We start from the raw sequence: 20,534 nt of genomic DNA on the forward strand, positions 1-20,534 counted from the left end.
CCCACGTGGAGAGATGCTTCAGGACCGGTCGACTGCCGCGGAGTCGTTGTCCACAGGCAGGTAGGCGCCTGGCTCGTCGAGGGCGTGCACCCAGACCGGAGCACCGGCGATCTTCACCTCGGCCGCCGACAGCGCGCGGCGGTACGTGCCCACGCCGTCCCATCGTGTGACCAGCGCCCACAGGGAGGGATCGTCGGCGGAGCGGCCCAGCTCGCCGCCCCGGAAGCCGGGGCGGGCGGCGAGGGCGGCCAGCAGCTCCGTGGCGGCGGTGGCCAGTGCCGCGTCGTCGCCATCCCCCGTGCGCAGGCGCGTCACTGCGAACACCGTGTCTCCTGTCGTCGGCCGTGAGCGCAGACGTTGCCATGCCGACCTGAGACCATGGCGACATGGCCCGGTCCACCCGTCAGCGCGCTGCCGTCCGCTCGGTCTTCCAGGACCTCGACGGCTTCCACAGCGCGCAGGAGGTGCACGCCCGGCTGCGCGAGGTCGGCGACCCGATCGGCCTGTCCACCGTCTACCGGGCGGTGCAGTCGCTGGCCGACGACGGCGAGCTCGACTCGCTGCGCACCGACAGCGGCGAGGCGCTGTACCGGCGGTGCAGCCCGCAGCACCACCACCATCTGGTCTGCCGCGGCTGCGGACGGACCGTCGAGGTCGCCGGCCCGGCGGTCGAGCGGTGGGCCGACCGGATCGCCGACGAGCACGGGTTCGCCGACGTGAGCCACACGATGGAGATCTTCGGGACGTGCGCCGCCTGCCGCACCGGCGAGGTCGCCGGGGCGTCGCGGGCCGGGCAGACCTCCGCCTGAGCCGGACCCAGGCGCTGTCCACCCGCCCGATTCCGCGCCCTCGTCCGCTCCTCGCTCGCTGGCGCTCGCTGCGATGCTCCCAGGGCTGTCGTCAGGCGCTGCCGAACCGCCGCTGCCGCGAGGCGTACTCCTCGCAGGCCGCCCACAGGTGCCGGCGGTCGAAGTCGGGCCAGAGCGTGTCGAGGAAGACGAACTCGGCGTAGGCGGACTGCCAGAGCAGGAAGTTGCTGGTCCGGTTCTCCCCGGAGCTGCGGAGGAACAGGTCGACGTCGGGCATGTCGGGCTCGTCGAGGAAGCGGGCGACCGTCGACTCGTCCACCTTGTCCGGGTTCAGCCGCCCCGCGGCCACCTCACGCGCGATGGCGGCGGCCGCGTCGGCGATCTCCGCGCGGCCCCCGTAGTTGACGCACATGGTCAGGGTGAGGACGTCGTTGTCGTGGGTCAGCTCCTCGGCGACCTCGAGCTCCTTGATGACGCTCCGCCACAGCCGTGGACGGCGGCCCGCCCAGCGGACCCGCACCCCCAGCTCGTGCATCTCGTCGCGCCGCCTGCGGATGACGTCGCGGTTGAAGCCCATGAGGAAGCGGACCTCGTCGGGGCTGCGCCGCCAGTTCTCGGTGGAGAAGGCGTAGGCGCTGATCGCCGTGATGCCGAGCTCGATGGCGCCCTCGACGCAGTCGAACAGCGAGGACTCCCCCGCCTCGTGGCCCGCGGTACGCGGCAGGCCGCGGGCCTTGGCCCACCGCCCGTTGCCGTCCATGACGATCGCGACGTGCTTCGGCACCTTGTCGGCCGGGATCTGCGGCGGACGGGCGCCCGACGGGTGCGGGTTCGGCGCCTTCACCTCCCGCTTCACGAGCCGCTCCCCGCCGAGATCCGCGTCAGACCGGTATCGACGGGGCCGGATACCGGCCCGACGCGGATCTCGACGCGCATCCTCGCGCTCACGAGCGGTCCACCAGCGCCAGGGACCGCAGTCCCCGCTCGAGGTGCCACTGGAGCAGCGCCGCGACCAGGCCGCTGCCCTCCCGTCGGTTGGTCGCCTGGCTGGCCTCGGCGAGCACCCAGTCCCCGGTCAGCAGTGCCTCCAGCAGCGCGATCGTGACCGGGTTGGGCATCGCCGACCCGGTGGGCCGGCACGCCGGGCAGACCATGCCGCCGCCGGGCACGGAGAAGTGCCGGTGCGGCCCGGGCTCGGCGCAGCGGGCGCAGTCGGTCAGCGCCGGCTCCCAGCCGGCCACCGACATGGCCCGGAGCAGGAACGCGTCGAGCACCAGCCCGGCCGGGTGGGTGCGGTCGGCCAGTGCGCGCAGTGCCCCGATCACCAGCAGGAACAGGCGGAGCGACGGCTCCTTCTCCTCCGAGGTGAGCCGGTCCGCGGTCTCCAGGACGGCCGTGCCGGCGGTGTAGGCGGGGTAGTCGTCGACGACGTCGTTGCCGTAGGACCGGATCGACTCGGCCTGGCTCACGATGTCGAGGTTGCGGCCGGTGTAGAGCTGCAGGTCGACGTGGCTGAACGGCTCCAGCCGGGAGCCGAACTTGCTCTTCGTGCGGCGCACGCCCTTCGCGACCGCCCGGACCTTGCCGTGCCGCCGGGTGAGCACCGTGACGATCCGGTCGGCCTCGCCCAGCTTCTGGGTGCGGAGGACGACCCCCTCGTCCCGGTACAGCGCCTTCGGGGTGCCGCTCACGTCAGTAGCCCAACCGGTTGAGCTTCTTCGGGTCGTCCTGCCACTCGCCGAGCACCTTCACGTGCAGTTCCAGGTGCACCCGGGCGCCGAGCAGCGTCTCCATGCCCACCCGCGCCTCGCTGCCGATCGCCTTGATGATCTGCCCGCCCTTGCCGAGCAGCATCGGCTTCTGGCTGTCCCGCTCGACGTGCAGCAGAGCGTGGATCTCGACGAACTCGCCGTCCGGCCGCTTGGTATCGGGACGCCGGATGATCTCCTCGATGGTCACCGCGAGCGAGTGCGGCACCTCCTGGCGCACCTTCTCCAGGGCCGCCTCGCGGATCAGCTCGGCGAGCTGCCGCTCGACGTCCTCGTCGGTGGTCTGCTCCTCCGGGTAGAGCGGCGGGCCCTCCGGCAGGAGCCCGATCAGCAGGTCCTCGAGCAGCGTGACCTGGTCGCCGCCTACGGCGCTGACGGGCACCACCTCGGCGGCGTTCTCGACGAGTCTGTGGGCGGCCATCAGCTGCTCGGCGATCGCCTTCTTCGACGCGATGTCGGTCTTGGTGACGACGACGACGATCGGCGCACGCACCTCTCGGAGCTGCCGGGCGATGAACGCGTCCCCGGCACCCACGGGCTGGTCGGCCGGTACGCAGAAGACGACCACGTCAACGTCGGACAGCGTGTCCCGGACGACGTCGTTGAGACGCTTGCCCAGCAGGCTCTTGGGCTTGTGCAGCCCGGGGGTGTCGACGAGCACGATCTGACCGGCCGGCCGGTGGACGACGCCGCGGATCGCGTGCCGGGTGGTCTGCGGCCGGTTGCTGACGATCCCGACCTTCTCCCCCACCAGGGCGTTCGTCAGGGTGGTCTTGCCGGCGTTGGGGCGACCCACCAGCGCGACGAAGCCGCTGCGGTGCGGCCGCTGGTCAGGTGTGCTCACACGGAACAGTCTCCCACCGGGTGCCGACGGGACCGCCGGTCCGGGTGACGCGCGCGTCGATCGGGCTGACGGCCACCCATTGCTCGTCTTCTGCCACCGTTGCCGATGCTGCAGCGGGCGCAATGGTGGAACAACGGGCGCAATGCGCGGGTGAGCGCTCAGACGGTGGCGCGCAGCGCTCCGTCCGGGCCGGCCAGGTGCACGGGCGCGGACGGCGTCAGGTCGCGGACCGCGGCCAGCCCGTCGGCCTCGACGGCGTCGGCGCCCGACACGACCGCTGCGGCCTCCAGGCCCTCGACCCCGCTGGACACCGCGGCGGCGACCGCGGCCTGCAGCGCCGACAGCTGCAGCGAGGGCAACGACACGGTGGCGGCGAGGTAGGTGCGGCCGTCGGTGTCGCGCACCGCCGCACCCTCGGCCGCGCCGGTCCGGCCGCGGGCGGACCGGGCGAGGGTGACGAGCTTGGCGTCCTCGGGCTGCAGGTCAGGCACGTGCCCATCCTCGCTGACGCCCGTCGGGCACGTGCCTCAGGGCTGTGTCCAGGGCGCCCTCGCAAGCTCGGTCGCTCGGCGTCAGCCTTCCACCCGGGCCGGCTCCTCGTACCGGGTGGCCCCGGTCGCCGCGGCCTCCTCGGGCGCGTCCTCCCGGTCGGCGTCCTCGTCGATCTCCGACACCCGGCACACCCGGAGCGTGTCGATGCGGTTGCGCCGTCCCCCGGTACTCTCGGCGACCAGCCGCAGCCCGCCGACCTCCGCCTTGGCGCCCTCGATCGGCACCCGGCCGAGCGCGCGGGCCAGCAGGCCGCCGACCGTCTCGACGTCGTCGTCCTCCGGCAGCTCGACGGAGAACAGCTCGGCGAGGTCCTGCACCGGCAGCCGGGCGGTGACCCGCATCGAGCCGTCGGGCAGTTCCTCCACCGGCGGCCGCTGGAAGGCGTCGTGCTCGTCGGCGATCTCCCCGACGATCTCCTCCAGGATGTCCTCGATCGTCACCAGGCCGGCGAAGCCGCCGTACTCGTCGACCACGATCGCGATGTGGATCCGCTGGGCCTGCATGTCGCGGAGCAGTTCGTCGACCGGCTTGGACTCCGGCACGAAGGTCGGCGGACGCATGACCTCCTCGACCCGCGGTCCGCGGATGTCGGTGCCGTTCTGGGACCGGCGGACGAGGTCCTTGAGGTAGACGACGCCGACGACGTCGTCGACGCTCTCGCCCATCACGGGGAGGCGGCTGAACCCGCTGCGGAGGGCCAGGGCGAGGGCCTGACGCACGGTCTTCGTGCGCTCGATCCCCACGACGTCGGTGCGCGGGACCATGACCTCGCGGGCGATCGTGTCGCCGAGTTCGAACACCGAGTGGATCATCTGGCGCTCGCCGGACTCGACGACGCCGCGCTCCTCGGCCATGTCGACCAGTTCCCGCAGCTCGACCTCGGAGGAGAACGGGCCGTCACGGAAGCCGCGCCCCGGGGTGAGCATGTTGCCGATCAGGATCAGCAGCGTGGCCACCGGACCCAGCACCCGGCCGAGCAGCCGGACGACACCGGCGGTGGCCAGCGCCACCCCGTAGGCGTGCTGCCGGCCGAGCGTGCGCGGGCCGACGCCGACGAGCACGTAGAGGACGACGGTCATCACACCGGCCACGCTCAGCACGGTGGGCCAGCCGCTGCCCCAGATGTTGTAGAGGACGACGGTGACGACCACCGCGGCGACCATCTCGCAGGCGATCCGGAGCAGCAGGAGCAGCGCCACGTGCCGGGCCCGCTCCTGCACGACCTCCTCGAGCGCCTCGGCGCGCTTGACGCCCTCGCGGCGCATCTCCTCGACGCGAGCCTTGGACACCCGCTGGAGGCCGGCGTCCATCGCGGCGAAGACGCCGGCGAGCGGGATCAGGCAGATCGCGACCACCAGCAGGGTGACCGCACCGGAGCTCATCGGGGCCCCGGCTCCCGGGTCGCCGGTGCGCCGGTGACCGGTTCACGCGGGGCGGAGCGCCAGCCCTCGATCAGCGTGGACTGGAGCGCGAACATCTCCTTCTCCTCGTCCGGCTGCATGTGGTCGTAGCCGAGGAGGTGCAGGACCCCGTGGGTGGCCAGCAGCACCAGTTCGTCGTCCATCGTATGACCGGCGGCGCGGGCCTGACGGACGGCGATCGCCGGGCACAGCACCACGTCACCGAGCAGGGCGGGGCCGGGCTCGGGGTCGTCGGGCCGGGCGGTGTCCAGCTCGTCCATGGGGAAGGCCAGCACGTCGGTCGGGCCCTTCTCCCCCATCCACCGCTCGTGCAGGGTGGACATGTACTCGACGTCGACGCACAGCACCGACAGCTCGGCCATCGGGTTGACCTTCATCTCGGTGAGCACGAACCGGCAGATGCCGGCGAGCTCGGCCTCGTCGACGGCGATCTCGGACTCGTTGGCTACCTCGACAGGCACGCCGTCAGCTCCCCTGCCGGCGTCCGCGGGAGGCCCGGACGGGCACCCCCGGACGGGCGGGCTGCTGGGTGGCGTCCCAGCGCTCGTAGGCGTCGACGATGTTGCCCACCAGGCGGTGGCGGACGACGTCGGAGCTGGTCAGGTACGCGAAGTGCACGTCCTCGATGCCGTCGAGGATCTCCTGGACGATCTTCAGCCCGCTCTTCGCTCCCCCGGGCAGGTCGACCTGCGTGATGTCGCCGGTGACGACGATCTTGGACCCGAACCCGAGCCGGGTCAGGAACATCTTCATCTGCTCGGCGGTGGTGTTCTGCGCCTCGTCGAGGATGACGAACGCATCGTTCAACGTCCGGCCGCGCATGTAGGCCAGCGGGGCCACCTCGATCGTGCCGGAGGCCATGAGCCGCGGGATCGACTCGGGGTCGACCATGTCGTGCAGCGCGTCGTACAGCGGCCGCAGGTAGGGGTCGATCTTCTCCGACAGCGTGCCGGGGAGGTAGCCCAGCCGCTCCCCCGCCTCGACCGCCGGCCGGGTCAGGATGATCCGGTTGACCTGCTTGGTCTGCAGCGCCTGCACGGCCTTGGCCATGGCGAGGTAGGTCTTGCCGGTACCGGCGGGGCCGATGCCGAAGACGATCGTGTGGACGTCGATCGCGTCGACGTAGCGCTTCTGGTTCAGCGTCTTGGGCCGGATCGTGCGCCCGCGCCGGCTGATGATGTCGAGGCTGAGGACGTCGGCCGGCCGCTCGGCGTCACCGCTGCGCAGCATCCCGATGACCCGGCGGACCGAGTCGGGGCGCAGCGCCTGACCGGTGCCGAGCAGGGCGATGAGCTCGTCGAAGACACGGACGGCGAAGGCGTTGTCGGCCGGTTGCCCGGTGACGGCGATCTCGTTGCCGCGCACGTGGACGTCGGCATCGACCTCGGCCTCGATCAGGCGGAGGAGCTCGTCGCCGGAGCCCAGCAGGGCGACCATGGAGACGGAGTCGGGGACGGTGAGCGTGGCCCGGACGGCCGCCGAGGCGGTGCCGGCGGGCGGGCCCGCGAACGCAGCGTCGGAGACCGCGGCACGCGCCGAGGCCTCACGGGACGCGCTGCCATCAGGCGCGGGAGCGCCTGGGGAGGTGTCGGGCAAGAACCCTCGACCCTGCCTTCCTGCTACAGGCGATGTGCCGTTGCGGTGCACTGCGGACCGTTCGAGTCTACCCGCGCAGAACCTCCCGAATCCCGGCTTCGCCCCATGGGGTGGCCCACTCCCTGCGGTTTCGCCGGAGCATCAGCGCCCGGCGTAGGTCGCCTTCCCCGGCCCGTCGGAGAGGAACGAGGCCACCGCGCCGCGCAGGTCGTCGGTGGCGAACAGCGCGCCGGAGACCTCGGGCACCAGGGCGTCGGCGGCCCGGGCCCCCTCCCGCACCGAGGTGGCCACCAGCCGCTTCGTGGCGGCGTGCGCGATCGTGGGGCCGGCGGCGACGCGGTGGGCGTAGTCGCGGGCCGCCGCCGCGAAGCCGTCGTCCGGCAGCACCCGGTTGACCACGTTCCAGCGCTCCAGGACGGCGGCCGGATACCGCTCGCCGGTGAAGATCAGCTCCCGTGCGCGAGCCGGCCCCGCCCGCTCGGCCAGGCGCTGCGGCCCGCCCATCGACGGGGTGAGGCCGACGACGATCTCGACGAGACCGAACGAGGCCTTCTCCGCGGCCAGCAGGATGTCGCAGCACAGCGAGATCTCGAAGGCCGCCGTCAGGGTGAGGCCGTGGGCCGCGAAGATCGTGGGCACCGGCAGGTCCTCGAGGGCCTGGGCGACCCGCAGCATCCGCGCCCAGAGGTCGCCGCCGCGCCGGGCCGGCTCCGCACCCTCGGCGATGTCGCGGAAGACGGTCACGTCGACCCCGCCCGAGACGACCTTGCCGCGCGCCTCGAACAGCACGGCCCGGGCGCGGTCCGCGCGCCCGGCATCGGTCAGCGCGACGAGTGCGTCGACGGCCGACTCGTAGGCGTCGAAGACGGCCGGGGTGAAGAGGTTGAGCGGCGGGTTGTCCAGGACGACGACGGCGACGTCGCCGTCCCGCTCGATCCGGACGGGCGCGGTGTCGGTCACGCCGTCAGCCTGACACCTGCGCCGTCCGGCGGCCAAAATGGCCATGCCGGCCGGGCCCGGGCCGGGCCGAGGGGCTCAGCCGGGCGGCCAGGTGAGGCCGCGGCCCCCGAGGACGTGCAGGTGCACGTGGTGCACGGTCTGGCCGGCCTGCCGGCCGGTGTTGGTGACGATCCGGAACCCGGGCTCGGCGCCGCCGTCGTCCACGAGGCCCTCCTGCTCCGCGACCGTCTGCGCCCCCACGACCACCTCACCGAGGAGCGAGGGGTCGGCCAGCGCGAGCGCCCCGACGGTCGGGTGGTGCTGCTTCGGGATCACCAGGACGTGCGTGGGCGCCTGCGGGTTGATGTCCCGGAAGGCGAGCACCCGGTCGGTCTCGTGGACGACGTCGGCGGGGATCTCCCCCGCGACCATGCGGCAGAACAGGCAGTCGGTCACGCCGTCGACCCTAGGGCCGTTCCGACCCGCCCTCGATACCGAGGTAGGCCTCCACGATGCGCTCGTCGGCGAGCAGGTCGGCGGCCGGTCCGGAGTGCACCACCTCGCCGCTCTGCAGCACGTAGCCGTGATCGGCGGCGCGCAGGGCGCGGCGGGCGTTCTGCTCGACCAGGACCACGGTCGTGCCGGACGCCCGGATCTCGCCGATGACCCGGAACACCTCGTCGACGATCTTCGGGGCGAGGCCCATCGAGGGCTCGTCCATCAGCATCACCGTCGGCTTCGCCACCAGCGCGCGGGCGATGGCCAGCATCTGCTGCTCACCGCCGGACAGCGCGCCGGCCGGCAGGGCGCGACGCTGGGCCAGCACCGGGAAGCGGTCGTACATGGCGTCGATGGACTGCTGGGCGGTGCTGCCGGTGTGCCAGGCACCCATCCGGAGGTTCTCCTCGATGGTGAGCGTCGAGAGGATCTGCCTCCCCTCCGGCACCTGCACCAGCCCGCGCGCGACCAGCTTGTGGGCCGGGGTGCGCGTGACGTCGTTGCCCTCGAAGGTGATCCGCCCGCCGGCCGGCCGCAGCATGCCCGAGACCGCATTGATCACCGAGGACTTGCCCGCGCCGTTCGCGCCGACCAGCGTCACCAGCGACCCCTGCTCGGCGGCGAAGGAGACTCCGCGGACGGCCTCGACGCGGCCGTAGCTGACCCGGAGGTCCGTCACGGCCAGGATGGGGTCGCTCATGTCGCATTCCTCGGGGTGGTGTCCGGCGGATCGAGGGTGCCGGCCGCGCCCGGGTGGACGTTGATGACGGCGTCGGGCGCAACGTCATCGGGATCGCCCCCGGTCGGGTCCGCCAGGGTGCCCTCCGCGATCGACCCGGTGACCGGCTCGTCGTCCTCGGTGCCCAGGTAGGCCTCGATGACGGCGGGGTCGGCGGCGATCTCCTCCGGCGTGCCGCTGGCGATCACCTCCCCGAAGTTGAGGACGACCACCCGGGTGCAGGTCTCCAGCACCATGCCGACGTTGTGCTCGATGAACAGGATGGTGAGGCCGTCCGCGGCCAGCGACCGGATCAGCGTGGACAGCTTCGCGGCCTCGACGTGGTTCATGCCGGCGGCCGGCTCGTCGAGGATGAGCAGCGAGGGGTCGGAGGCGAGCGCCCGGGCGATCTCCAGCCGGCGCTGGTCGCCGTAGGAGAGCGCGGACGCCCGGATGCCGGCCGAGTCGGCCAGCCCCACGCGCCGGAGGCACCGCGCCGCCTGCTCGAGGGCGGCCTGCTCGTCGCGACGGGCCGAGGGCAGCCAGAGCAACCGCCGCAGGAAGGTGGGACGGCTGACGAGATGGCCCCCGACCAGCACGTTCTCCAGCGCCGACAGGCGGTTGAACAGCTTGGAGTGCTGGAACGTGCGGCTCACGCCCGCCGACGCGACCTTGTGCACCGGCGTGCGGCCGATCGTCACGCCGAGGACGGTGGCGCCACCGGAACTGGGCGGCACCAGCCCGCTGATCATGTTCACCAGCGTCGTCTTGCCGGCGCCGTTGGGGCCGATCAGCCCCACCACCTCGCCGGCCCTGACCTCGAGGTCGATGTTCCGGACGGCGTGGACCCCGCCGTACTCCTTGCCCAGAGCCGTCAGTGCGGCCACTGTCTCGCCGGCGCCGGGGTGCCGCCGGGTGGCGAGGTGCGAGCGACCGTCGCCGTCCTCGTCGTCCTTCCCGGAGGACGCCGGCATGCGGGTGCGCCGCGGGAGCAGGCTCGCGAGGCCGCCGGGCAGGAACAGGATCACCACCAGCAGCAGCAGGCTGGCGAGGAAGGGGCGGATCCAGCCGGCCTCGACCCCGACGGCGCGCTGGATCTCGGGAACCATCGTCTGGAAGCCGCTGCCCAGCAGGGGGCCGAGGAACATCGTCGAGCCGCCGACCACCGCGGTGACCAGGCCCTCGACCGCGGCCGCGAAGTCGAAGTCGTTCGGTGCGATGAGCCGCACGTAGTAGGCGAAGAGCACGCCGTACAGGCCGGCCACGGCACCGGCGGTCACGAACGCCGCGAGGCGGTGCCGCCCGACGTCGATGCCCATGGACCGGGCGGCCAGCTCGTCCTCCCGGATGGCCTCGAGGGCCCGGCCGTACCGCGAGCGTCCCATCCGCCAGAACCAGTAGGCGACGACGGCGAGCGCGGTCCAGGCCATGCCGAGGGTGAGGATGCGGGGCACCGCCAGACCCTGGGCGCCTCCGGTCCACTCCGAGTTGAGCAGCACCACGCGGACGGCCTCGGCGAACCCGAGGGTGGCGATGGCCAGGAAGACGCCGCGGAGGTGCATAGTCGGCAGGCCAAGGACGACGGCGGCCAGGGCCCCCACCGTCATGCCGATGGCGACGGCGATCAGCAGGGCGGGGACCTCGCCGACCTCCTCCCGGCCGGGCGCGAGTGCGGCTGCGGAGAACGCCGCCACGGAGGCGAAGCCGGCCTGGCCCAGGCTGAGCTGACCGGCGATCAGGACGGCGTAGAACGAGTAGGCGAAGATGGCGCCCAGGGCGACGAACGTCAGCGGCGTGGCGTACTCGAGCAGCATCAGACCTCCCGCACCTTCCGGGCGCCGAGCAGGCCCTGGGGCCGCAGCAGCAGGATGACGAACAGCAGCCCGAACGCGATCACGTCCCGCCAGGACGACCCGATGTACTGCACCGCGAACACCTCCGCCAGGCCGAGGACGAGCCCGCCGATCAGCGCGCCGGGCAGGGATCCCATCCCGCCGACGATGATCACCGCCAGCCCCTTGAGCTCGATGGCCGATCCCATGCCGAGCTGTGCGGTGTTCACGTTGATCGCGAACAGCACGCCGGCGACGGCCCCCAGCGCGGAGGAGATGGCGAACGTGACGGCGGTGATGCGGTCGACGTTCACGCCCAGGACGCGGGCCGCCGTCGGGTTCTCCGCGACCGCGCGCATGCCCCGGCCGAGCCGGGACCTCGTGACCATGTAGGTCAGACCCACCATGAGGGCGAGGGAGACCGCCAGGATCACCACCTGCACGAGGGTCACCTGCGCGCCGCCCACCCCGAAACGGGTGTCGGGGAACGACCCGGGCGGGAAGCGGCGGGTGTCCGGCCCGTACCGCCACTGCAGGACGGCGATGAGCATGCCGGCCAGCGCGATCGAGGAGATCAGCCCGGCGAAGTGGGCGTCGGCCCGGCCCTTGAGGGGGCGGAACGCCAGCCGCTCGATCACCAGCCCGAGCACCGCGCCGAAGACGAACACGATCGGGAGGGCCGCCCAGAGGGAGAGCCCGCCCCGCTCGACCAGCTCGATGCCCACGAAGGCCGAGGCGGCGAACACCGCCGGGTGCGCGAGGTTCAGCCGGTCGAGGATGCCGAAGACGAGGGTGAACCCGATCGCGAACAGCGCATAGATCGAACCGATGAAGATGCCGTTGAGCAGCTGCTGCACAGCGGTCCTAACTGGTCGTGGGGACGGACCTCAGCGCGCGGCGCGGCTCGGGGACCCGATCGGTCGGACCGGGTCCCCGAGCCGGGCGCGAGCACCCTGCCCAGCCGGTTCCCCGACCGGGCAAGGATGCCCGGTCACTCCAGGACGGTGAACTTCCCGTCCTGGACGACCTGCACGACGGCCGGGTGGACGGCGTCGCGGTTCTCGTCGATGGAGAACTCACCGAGGACGGTCGGGACGTTCTCCAGCCCGCCCAGGGCCTCCTTGATGGCCTCGCGGTCGGCGGAGCAGCCGGACCGCACGGCCTCGTCGACGAGCTTCAGACCGGTGTAGGCCTGCGCGGCGAACTGGTCGGGCTGCGCGTCGTACTTCGCCTCGAAGGCCTCCAGGAACGCCTGGTTCTCCGGGTTGTCGGAGGAGGAGTTCCAGGCCGCACCGACGACGACGCCCTCCGCGGCGTCACCGGCGTCGGCCATCAGCCGCGGGTTGTTGAACCCGTTGCCGCCGATGATCGGCACGTCGATGCCGAGCTCGCGGGCCTGGGTGACCAGCGGGATCGCGGCCTCGATGAGGGCGGAGACCACCAGCGCGTCGGGCTGGCTCTCCTTGGCCTGCGTCAGCAGCGCCCGGAAGTCGGTGTCGGCCTTCGAGAAGGTGATCTCCTCCGCCACCTCGACACCCTCGTCCTCGAGCGCGCCGGAGAACGCCTCGAAGCCGGACTCGGTGAAGGCGTCGTCGTTGCTGTACATCACGACGACCTTCTCCAGGCCGTACTCCTCGGTGGCCTTGGCGATCGTCTGCGGGATCACCGCCGACTCGGTGAGCGAGTTGCGGTGGATGTAGTCGCCGATCTCGGTGACGCCGGCGGCGGTGTTGGAGATGCCGAGGACCGGCACCCCTGCCTCCTGGGCGATCGGGTCGGCCTGCACGGCCGCGTTGGACAGCGTGGGCCCGATGATCAGGCTGACGTCGGAGGTGACGAACTCGTCGAACAGCGTGATGCCCTGGCGCGGGTCGGTCTGGTCGTCCTCGATGGTGAGCTCGTAGGTGACGCCCTCCTTCTCGGCCAGCTCCTCGGCCGCGAGCTCGAGGCCCTTCTGCTGCGACTCGCCGTAGCTGGCGGCCGCACCGGTCAGACTCAGGACGGCGCCGATCGGGACCGGGGCCTCGATCGTGCAGGAGTCCCCGGTGCCCTCTCCGGCGCGCTCGCCGGAGGCGGCCGAGCCGCCGCCCTCCTCGCCGGAGCCGCAGGCCGCGAGAAGGATGGTGGCCGCGCTTGCCGCGGCGAGGGTGGTGAGCTGTGCGCGCATGACTCTCCAGATGTGCTGCTCGGGACCACGCCGGGACGGCGGCGCCGCGCGGCGGGCCCAGCTGAGGGCGGCGGTTCGGCGTCCACCCATGGCGGACGCCCCTGGCCGACCGGGGCCGGCCGGCCAATTGCAGCCGTCACAGTAAGCACACGCGGGCGACCGTTCGCCCGGCGACCTGACCACTGTGCCCAGAACGTGATCAGGAGGGCAGCGACGGCGCCGTCAGCTCCCTATGCTCCGGATCGACAGGCGTCGATGGGGCGCCGGCAAGGGTGCAAAGGAGCGCTCGATGGCCGGGACGATGACCAGGGGCGACGCGGGCGGCAGCAGTCCGTCGGGCCGGACGACCGGGGGGCGGTCGCTGAAGTCGGTGTTGATCTGGGGCGCGGTGGCCGCGGTGGGCGCGGTCTGCTGGGGGGTGCTGGCCATCGCCCGCGGCGAGACCATCTCGGCGCTGTGGCTCCTGTTCGCCGCGCTGTGCTCCTACGCGATCGCCTACCGCTTCTACTCGCGGTTCATCACCTACCGGGTGCTGCGGGCCGACGACAAGCGGGCCACCCCGGCCGAGCGGCTGGAGAACGGCGTCGACTTCGACGTCACCGACCGCCGGGTGCTCTTCGGCCACCACTTCGCCGCCATCGCCGGCGCCGGGCCGCTGGTCGGCCCGGTGCTCGCCGCCCAGATGGGCTACCTGCCGGGGACCATCTGGATCGTCGTCGGCGTCATCTTCGCCGGCGCCGTCCAGGACCTGACCGTCATGTTCTTCTCGATGCGCCGCAACGGGAAGAGCCTCGGCCAGATGATCCGCGAGGAGATCGGCGTCGCCGGCGGCGTCGCCGCCCTGATCGCCGTCTTCGCGATCATGATCATCATCCTGGCGGTGCTCGCGCTCATCGTGGTCAACGCGCTGGCCGAGTCCCCGTGGGGCGTCTTCTCGATCGGCCTGACCATCCCCATCGCACTCTTCATGGGCGTCTACCTGCGGAGGCTCCGACCCGGACGGGTGCTGGAGGCCACCGGCATCGGGGTGGCCCTCCTGCTGCTGGCGATCGTGGCCGGCGGCTGGATCGAGAACACCGGGCTCGGCGATGCCCTGACCCTGTCCAAGGAGTTCCTGGTCCTCGCCCTGGTGATCTACGGGTTCGTCGCCTCCGTGCTGCCGGTCTGGCTGCTGCTCACGCCGCGCGACTACCTCTCCACCTTCATGAAGATCGGCGTGATCGTGCTCCTGGCGGTCAGCCTGATCGTCGCCCGCCCCGTGCTGCAGGCCGAGGCGGTCACCGACTTCGCGCGCGAAGGGACGGGCCCGGTATTCGCCGGCTCGCTGTTCCCGTTCGTGTTCATCACGATCGCGTGCGGGGCGCTGTCGGGCTTCCACGCGCTCATCTCGTCCGGGACGACGCCGAAGATGGTGGCCAAGGAGAGCCAGGTCCGGCTCATCGGCTACGGCGGCATGCTGATGGAGTCCTTCGTCGCCATCAGCGCCCTGATCGCGGCCTGCGTCATCGACCAGGGCCTCTACTTCGCGATGAACAGCCCGGCCGGGGCGACCGGCGGGACGGTCGAGTCGGCCGCCACGTTCGTCCAGGGGCTGGGCTTCGACACCTCCGCGCAGGACCTCGCCGCGGCGTCGGCAGCGGTGCAGGAGGACACGCTGATCTCGCGGACGGGCGGCGCGCCGGCACTGGCCGTCGGCCTGGCCCAGGTCTTCAGCCAGGCGTTCGGCGGCGGCGGCCAGGCGTTCTGGTACCACTTCGCGATCATGTTCGAGGCGCTGTTCATCCTCACCGCCGTCGACGCCGGCACCCGCGTGGGCCGGTTCATGCTGCAGGACACGGTCGGCAACGTCTGGAAGAAGTTCGGCGACCTCTCGTGGCGGCCGGGCAACCTCATCGCCAGCGCCGTCGTCGTCGGCCTCTGGGGTTCGGTCCTCTACATCGGGGTCACCGACCCGCTGGGCGGGGTCAACCAGCTCTTCCCGCTGTTCGGCATCGCCAACCAGCTGCTGGCCGCCATCGCCCTGACGCTGTGCACCGTGCTGCTGGTCAAGCACGGGAAGCTGCGCTACGCCTGGGTGACCGCCGTTCCGCTGGCCTGGGACCTCACCGTCACGATGACCGCGAGCTGGCAGAAGGTCTTCTCCGGTGACCCGAGGGTCGGCTACTTCACCCAGGCGCAGGTGTACCGCGACGCCCGGGACGCTGGGGAGGTCCTCGCCCCCGCACAGGACCAGGGACAGATGGACCAGATCATCTTCAACTCCACGCTCAACGGCATCCTGCAGTCCGTCTTCGCGCTGCTGACACTGGTCGTGGCCGTCCACGCCGCCATGGTGATCATGCGGGCGATCCGCGCCGACGGTCTGCCGACCACGGAGGAACCGGCCGTGCCGTCCAAGCTCGTCGAGCCGGCAGGGCTCTTCCCGACCGCGGAGGAGAAGCGGGCCATCGCCGAGCACGAGCGACTGGTCGGCGCGGGGGCGGGCCGCTCCGAGGCGGAGGAACGATGACGGCGCCGCTGGTCCGGGCCTGGCGCGGGCTGACCTGGTACCTCCGGGAGTTCACCGGCGAGGCGAACTGGGATCGGTACCTGGAGCACTGCAGGGCGCACGGCCATCCGCCGATGAGCCGCTACGAGTTCGAGCGGCAGCGCACCGACGCGGCGGAGAGGAACCCGGTCAGCCGCTGCTGCTGAGCTGTGCACATCGCGATCCCCCGGACCGCACCGTGCACATCGCGATCCCCCGGATCGCAGCGTGCACATCGCGATCCCCCGGACCGCACCGTGCACATCGCGATCCTCCGGATCGCACCACGGCGATGTGCCGTCCCCCGGCTGCGGCGAGTGAGTCCGTGCACCGTGCCGGGGACCCTCCGGGCCCCACGGCACGGCACACCGAGCGCCCTAGTGACTCCAGCGCGTCCGCATCGAGAGCGCAGCCAGCGCGGCGGCGCCGGCCGTGGACGTGCGCAGCACCTCGGCGCCCAGCCGGACGGCCTGGGCGCCCGCGGCGCGGAAGGCGACGACCTCGCCGTCGGTGAGGCCCCCCTCCGGGCCGACGACGACCGCGACGGTGCCCGTCTTCGGGATCTGCAGGTCCGCGAGGGGACGGCGGGCCTGCTCGTGCAGCACCAGCGAGAGGTCGGCCTCGCCCAGCAGTCCGCACACCTCGCGGGTGGTCATCAGGTCGGTGACCTCGGGGACGTGCGGACGGCGGGACTGCTTGCTGGCCGCGTGCGCCGCCGACCGCCACTTGGCGACCCCCTTGGCCACGCGCTCGTCGCGCCAGCGCGTGACGCAGCGCGACGCGGCCCACGGCACGATGCGGTCCACCCCGAGCTCGGTGGCGAGATCGACGGCGAGCGGGCCCCGATCACCCTTGGGCAGCGCCTGGACCAGCACGAACTCCGGTGTCTGCGGCGGGACCTCGTAGCGGGCACGCACCGCGACGCGGAGGCCCTCCGGTCCGGCGCCGAGCACCTCGCCGTCGGCCACCGAGCCGTGGCCGTCGCTCACGCGGATCCGCTCGCCGGGGGTCAGCCGCAGGACGTCGACCGCGTGCCGGCCCTCGGCGCCGTCGACCAGCACGTCACCGGTCTCGGGGAGGGCGTCCAGGATGAACAGCGGGGCCCCACCGAGCTCCGGGACGCCGTTGTCCGCGGAGGTCACTTGAAGACGTCCCGGACCCGGGAGAAGAGACCGCCCTGGGCCTCACGATGCGACTCGGGCTGGTCCTCGCCGCGCAGCGCCGCGAGATCCCGCAGCAGCTTCTCCTGCTCGGCGTCCAGCCGCGTCGGCGTCGTCACCTCGACGTGCACGAGCAGGTTTCCGCGGCCGGTCGCCCGGAGCCTCGGGGCACCGTGCGCGCGCAGCGTCAGGACGCTGCCCGACTGGGTGCCGGGACGGATGTCGATGTCCTCCTCGCCGTCCAGCGTCTTCAGGCTGAGGGTGGTGCCCAGCGCGGCCGACGTCATGGGGAGCGTGACCCGGCAGTGCAGGTCCTCGCCGTCCCGCGTGAAGACGTCGTGCGGGCGCTCGTGCACCTCCACGTACAGGTCGCCGGCCGGCCCGCCGCCGGGGCCGACCTCGCCCTGGCCGGTGAGCCGGATCCGCATGCCGTCCTCGACCCCGGCGGGCACCTTCACCTGGATGGTGCGGCGTGACCGGATCCGACCGTCGCCGGCGCACTGGGGGCACGGCTCGGGGATGACCTGGCCGGTGCCCGCGCAGGTGGGGCAGCTGCGGCTGGACACGACCTGGCCGAGGAAGCCCCGCTGGACGCTCTGCACCTCGCCGCGACCGGAGCAGGTCGCGCAGGTCGTGGCGTGCGTGCCCGGCGCGGTGCCGGCGCCGGTGCAGACGGTGCAGAGGACGGCGGTGTCGACCGTGATGTCCTTGGTGGTGCCGAACACCGTCTCGTCGAGTTCGAGCTCGACCGGGATGAGCGCGTCCCGGCCGGCGCGCGTGCGGCTGCGCGGGCCGCGGGTGGCCGCTCCCCCGAAGAACGCGTCCATGATGTCGCCGAGGCCACCGAACCCGGCGCCACCGAAGCCGCCGGCACCGGCGCCGCCGCTGTCGAACGGGTCGCCCCCGAGGTCGACGATGCGGCGCTTCTCCGGATCGGTCAGGGCCTCGTAGGCGCGGGTGACCTCCTGGAACCGCTCCTTGGCCTCCGGGTCGGGGTTGACGTCCGGGTGCAGGTCACGGGCCAGCCGCCGGTAGGCGCGCTTGATGTCGCTGTCGCCGGCCCCGCGGGACAGGCCCAGGACGCCGAAGTAGTCGGTTGCCATCGAGAATGTCTCGCCCCTCAGCTCTCGGCCAGCAGGTGGCCGACGTAGCGGGCCACGGCGCGAACCGCGGCGATGTTCCCTGGATAGTCCATGCGCGTGGGGCCGACGACGCCGAGCCCGCCGAGCGCCCGGTTGGTCGAGCCGTAGCCGACGGAGACGAACGAGGCCCCGGTGAGCGCCTCGTGGGCGTTCTCCTCACCGATCCGGACCAGCACCGTGCTCGCGTCCACCTGACCCATCAACCGCAGGACCACGACCTGTTCTTCCAGCGCCTCCAGCAGCGGCCGCACGGTGCCCGGGAAGTCGAGGGCGTTGCCCCGGGTCAGGTTCGCCGTCCCGCCGATGACCAGCCGGTCCTCGCCCGGCTCGACGAGGGTCTCGAGCAGGGTGGCGCTGACCGTGGCCAGCAGTCCGCGGAGGTGCAGGGGCGCGGTGTCGAGGAGGTCGGGCACCTTGTCGCCGGCTTCGGGCAGCTTGACCCCGGTGAAGGCGGAGTTCAGCAGGGTCCGCAGCTCCGCGACGGCCTCGGCGTCGGTGTCCACCGGGGACTCGACGACACGCTGCTCGACGCGCCCGGTGTCGGTGATGAGCACCAGCATCAGCCGCGCGGCGCTCAACTGCACCACCTCGAGGTGGCGGACGGCGCTGCGCGAGAGCGTGGGGTACTGCACGACCGCGACCTGGCGGGTGAGCTGGGCCAGCAACCGCACGCTGCGGCTGAGCACGTCGTGCAGGTCGACGGAGCCGTCCAGGAACCGCTCGATCGCCCGGCGCTCCGCGACCGACAGCGGCTTGACGGCCGAGAGCTTGTCGACGAAGAGCCGGTAGCCCTTGTCGGTCGGCACCCGGCCCGCGCTGGTGTGCGGCTGGGTGATGTACCCCTGCTCCTCGAGCACGGCCATGTCGTTGCGGATCGTCGCGGGGGACACGCCGAGGTCGTGCCGTTCGGCGAGGGCCTTGCTGCCGACCGGGTCGTTGGTCGAGACGTAGTCCTGGACGATCGCCCGGAGGACTTCCAGGCGGCGTTCGTCGTGCGCCACGGTGATCCCTCCCCGTACCGGTCGACGTGCCGTGCGGTGCCCGGACAGGAGCCCGGAACTGGCACTCGCACGGACAGAGTGCCAGGCCAGCATACGTCCGGGAGGGCCGTCCGTCGCGAGGCCCGCGGGACGCCTCACCCTCCGGGGAAGCGCCACGGGCGGGGTCCCCGCCGGATAGGGTGGGTCCGGTCGGCGCCCCCGCCCCGGGGCTGAGAGCGGAGGTCGTTTCCCTGATCTTCAAAGCGGTACGTGACGGCCGGCCCTATCCCGATCACGGGCTGTCCACGCGCGACTGGGCGATGATCCCGCCCCGGCAGGTGCGCATGGACACACTGGTGACGACCAAGCGGGAGCTGGCGCTCGACGCCCTGCTCGCGGACGACTCCACCTTCTACGGCGACCTGTTCCCGCACGCGGTGCAGTGGCACGGCGAGCTCTACCTCGAGGACGGCGTCCACCGGGCACTGCGGGCCGCGCTCCAGCAGCGCAACGTCATCCACGTGCGCGTGCTCGACCTCGACGCGCTCACCCCGGTGCAGGCTCCGGCCGGGCCGCCCACCGCGACCATCCCCGCGCAGCCGCCCGTGCCCAACCCGCGCCGGGTCTGAGCTCCGTCCGTCGGTCGGACTCCCGGCACCCGGCAGCTCGTGTGCGCCACGGGGAGCGGCCCGGTCGGGAACCGGACCGCTCCCCGTGCGGGGGACGAGGACGCGCGGGAGCTCAGCGGGAAGCGGCGCAGGTGACGCAGGCAGCCGCGAACGGCCGCATCCGCAGCCGCTCCACCGGGACGGCGGCCCCGCAGTGCACGCACGAGCCGTAGGTGCCGGCGTCGATGCGGGCCAGCGCCGCCTCGATCTCGCCGATCGTCTCCTGCAGGTCGGCGCTGCGGCGCTGCGCGACCGGGTCGGGGACGGACTGCGTGCACTCGGCGAGCGCCTCGGCTCGCTGCCGCAGGCAGAGGGCCCGCTGGCCCTCGAGCAGGGTGCGGAAGTGGTCCCAGGCGGACGCGCTGGTGGGCGACGGGTCGAGCGTGGTGGACATGGCGATCTCCAAGGGGCAACGCAGGAAGACGCGTCCACGGGATGTGGCGCGTCAGGAGGGGCGGCTCCGACTCCGGAGGGAGTCAGGCGACCTGCGGCGGGGCCCGATCCTGGCTGCGGCGGAGGACGTCGAGTCCTCGCAGGCCGCGGGCGCGGCGGTTCATCGCCAGCGCGATCAACATGCCACCGGACATCGCCGGGGCGGACTCGGCACGGGGACGGCACAGGCCGGGCGGGGCGGCTCCGGCCGACCGGTACACGAGTGCGTCCATTCCGACCACCCCCTCAGCCCTGCCCGGAACCGTTGCCGGAACGGGCACCATAGCCCCGATCCGACCCCGCGACGATCCCTTTCGGATCTCAGTCGGTCAGATCCCGGACGATGGCATCGGCGAGCAGGCGCCCCCGGTCGGTGAGCACGGCGCGACCGCCGGCGTGGGCCGCCGGGTCCAGCAGCCCCCGGTCACCGCCCGGGCCGCGCGCGCCCGGCCGGCGTCCGAGTGCGGTCAGCGGGAGCCG

22 protein-coding genes and 1 pseudogene are annotated in these 20,534 nt (G+C 72.6%); 4 read left to right on the plus strand and 19 right to left on the minus strand.

The genetic code is table 11. From position 1 onward, the window contains the following. Positions 1-18: 18 nt before the first annotated feature. Positions 19-324, minus strand: coding sequence for an antibiotic biosynthesis monooxygenase (locus E4P39_RS02080; RefSeq protein WP_135134685.1), 306 nt, complete (start codon positions 322-324; stop codon positions 19-21). 62 nt (positions 325-386) lie between these two features. Between E4P39_RS02080 and E4P39_RS02085 the strand changes: the two genes are divergently transcribed. Next, positions 387-809, plus strand: coding sequence for a transcriptional repressor (locus E4P39_RS02085; protein WP_135134687.1), 423 nt, complete (start codon positions 387-389; stop codon positions 807-809). Between the two features lie 91 nt (positions 810-900). Here the strand turns inward: E4P39_RS02085 and E4P39_RS02090 are convergent, their stop codons facing one another. From E4P39_RS02090 to E4P39_RS02150, 13 genes are all read right to left on the minus strand, one after another. Further along, on the minus strand, positions 901-1,665 hold the full coding sequence (locus E4P39_RS02090) for an isoprenyl transferase (protein ID WP_135134688.1): 765 nt from the start codon (positions 1,663-1,665) through the stop codon (positions 901-903). An 88-nt stretch (positions 1,666-1,753) separates the two neighbouring features. Next, positions 1,754-2,500: a DNA repair protein RecO gene (gene recO, locus E4P39_RS02095; protein WP_135134690.1), complete on the minus strand. Its 747-nt coding sequence runs from the start codon at positions 2,498-2,500 to the stop codon at positions 1,754-1,756. 1 nt (position 2,501) lies between these two features. After that, positions 2,502-3,422 (minus strand): GTPase Era, encoded by a 921-nt coding sequence (era, locus tag E4P39_RS02100; protein WP_135134691.1) that lies wholly within the window; start codon positions 3,420-3,422, stop codon positions 2,502-2,504. A 158-nt stretch (positions 3,423-3,580) separates the two neighbouring features. Next, positions 3,581-3,913, minus strand: a complete 333-nt coding sequence (locus E4P39_RS02105) for a cytidine deaminase (RefSeq protein ID WP_135134693.1) — start codon at positions 3,911-3,913, stop codon at positions 3,581-3,583. A gap of 81 nt (positions 3,914-3,994) precedes the next feature. After that, on the minus strand, positions 3,995-5,356 hold the full coding sequence (locus tag E4P39_RS02110; protein ID WP_135134695.1) for a hemolysin family protein: 1,362 nt from the start codon (positions 5,354-5,356) through the stop codon (positions 3,995-3,997). Beyond that, a complete protein-coding gene (ybeY, locus tag E4P39_RS02115) occupies positions 5,353-5,856 on the minus strand; it encodes an rRNA maturation RNase YbeY (protein ID WP_135134697.1) in 504 nt (167 codons plus the stop codon). Before ybeY ends, E4P39_RS02110 begins: the two co-directional genes overlap by 4 nt. Positions 5,857-5,860: 4 nt before the next feature. Continuing rightward, on the minus strand, positions 5,861-6,991 hold the full coding sequence (locus E4P39_RS02120) for a PhoH family protein (RefSeq protein WP_167761518.1): 1,131 nt from the start codon (positions 6,989-6,991) through the stop codon (positions 5,861-5,863). A gap of 141 nt (positions 6,992-7,132) precedes the next feature. After that, positions 7,133-7,951 (minus strand): enoyl-CoA hydratase/isomerase family protein, encoded by an 819-nt coding sequence (locus E4P39_RS02125; RefSeq protein ID WP_245159581.1) that lies wholly within the window; start codon positions 7,949-7,951, stop codon positions 7,133-7,135. A 75-nt stretch (positions 7,952-8,026) separates the two neighbouring features. Beyond that, positions 8,027-8,386, minus strand: a complete 360-nt coding sequence (locus E4P39_RS02130) for a histidine triad nucleotide-binding protein (RefSeq protein ID WP_245159582.1) — start codon at positions 8,384-8,386, stop codon at positions 8,027-8,029. Positions 8,387-8,396: 10 nt separating this feature from the next. Beyond that, entirely contained in the window at positions 8,397-9,128 is a 732-nt protein-coding gene (locus E4P39_RS02135; RefSeq protein WP_135134700.1) for an ABC transporter ATP-binding protein, read from the minus strand. Then, on the minus strand, positions 9,125-10,960 hold the full coding sequence (locus E4P39_RS02140; protein ID WP_135134701.1) for a branched-chain amino acid ABC transporter ATP-binding protein/permease: 1,836 nt from the start codon (positions 10,958-10,960) through the stop codon (positions 9,125-9,127). Before E4P39_RS02140 ends, E4P39_RS02135 begins: the two co-directional genes overlap by 4 nt. Then, positions 10,960-11,835, minus strand: a complete 876-nt coding sequence (locus E4P39_RS02145; RefSeq protein WP_135134702.1) for a branched-chain amino acid ABC transporter permease — start codon at positions 11,833-11,835, stop codon at positions 10,960-10,962. Before E4P39_RS02145 ends, E4P39_RS02140 begins: the two co-directional genes overlap by 1 nt. Before the next feature lie 134 nt (positions 11,836-11,969). Next, positions 11,970-13,145, minus strand: coding sequence for an ABC transporter substrate-binding protein (locus E4P39_RS02150; protein ID WP_135134704.1), 1,176 nt, complete (start codon positions 13,143-13,145; stop codon positions 11,970-11,972). Positions 13,146-13,434: 289 nt separating this feature from the next. On the opposite strand from E4P39_RS02150, the gene E4P39_RS02155 reads away from it, so the two are divergent. Both E4P39_RS02155 and E4P39_RS02160 read left to right on the plus strand, forming a co-directional pair. Then, complete coding sequence (locus E4P39_RS02155; RefSeq protein WP_135134705.1) at positions 13,435-15,654, plus strand: carbon starvation CstA family protein; 2,220 nt, start codon at positions 13,435-13,437, stop codon at positions 15,652-15,654. Next, a complete protein-coding gene (locus tag E4P39_RS02160) occupies positions 15,651-15,839 on the plus strand; it encodes a YbdD/YjiX family protein (RefSeq protein ID WP_135134706.1) in 189 nt (62 codons plus the stop codon). Before E4P39_RS02155 ends, E4P39_RS02160 begins: the two co-directional genes overlap by 4 nt. A 210-nt stretch (positions 15,840-16,049) precedes the next feature. On the opposite strand, the gene E4P39_RS02165 is transcribed toward E4P39_RS02160, so the two are convergent. The 3 genes from E4P39_RS02165 to hrcA are packed head-to-tail and all read right to left on the minus strand — an operon-like array spanning position 16,050 to position 18,975. Beyond that, entirely contained in the window at positions 16,050-16,814 is a 765-nt protein-coding gene (locus E4P39_RS02165; protein WP_135134708.1) for a 16S rRNA (uracil(1498)-N(3))-methyltransferase, read from the minus strand. After that, on the minus strand, positions 16,811-17,935 hold the full coding sequence (gene dnaJ / locus E4P39_RS02170) for a molecular chaperone DnaJ (RefSeq protein ID WP_135134709.1): 1,125 nt from the start codon (positions 17,933-17,935) through the stop codon (positions 16,811-16,813). Before dnaJ ends, E4P39_RS02165 begins: the two co-directional genes overlap by 4 nt. A 17-nt stretch (positions 17,936-17,952) precedes the next feature. After that, complete coding sequence (gene hrcA / locus E4P39_RS02175; protein ID WP_245159583.1) at positions 17,953-18,975, minus strand: heat-inducible transcriptional repressor HrcA; 1,023 nt, start codon at positions 18,973-18,975, stop codon at positions 17,953-17,955. A 230-nt stretch (positions 18,976-19,205) separates the two neighbouring features. Between hrcA and E4P39_RS02180 the strand changes: the two are divergent. Continuing rightward, a pseudogene (locus tag E4P39_RS02180) lies at positions 19,206-19,496 on the plus strand (type II toxin-antitoxin system VapB family antitoxin); the annotation flags it as partial. Positions 19,497-19,695: 199 nt separating this feature from the next. Here E4P39_RS02180 and E4P39_RS02185 read toward each other — a convergent pair. Both E4P39_RS02185 and E4P39_RS02190 read right to left on the minus strand, forming a co-directional pair. After that, complete coding sequence (locus E4P39_RS02185) at positions 19,696-20,016, minus strand: TraR/DksA family transcriptional regulator (RefSeq protein ID WP_135134713.1); 321 nt, start codon at positions 20,014-20,016, stop codon at positions 19,696-19,698. A gap of 82 nt (positions 20,017-20,098) precedes the next feature. Continuing rightward, a complete protein-coding gene (locus E4P39_RS02190; protein WP_135134714.1) occupies positions 20,099-20,287 on the minus strand; it encodes a hypothetical protein in 189 nt (62 codons plus the stop codon). Between the last annotated feature and the right edge of the window lie 247 nt (positions 20,288-20,534).

Source organism: Blastococcus sp. CT_GayMR19 (assembly GCF_004570385.1).
Lineage (GTDB): Bacteria > Actinomycetota > Actinomycetes > Mycobacteriales > Geodermatophilaceae > Blastococcus_B.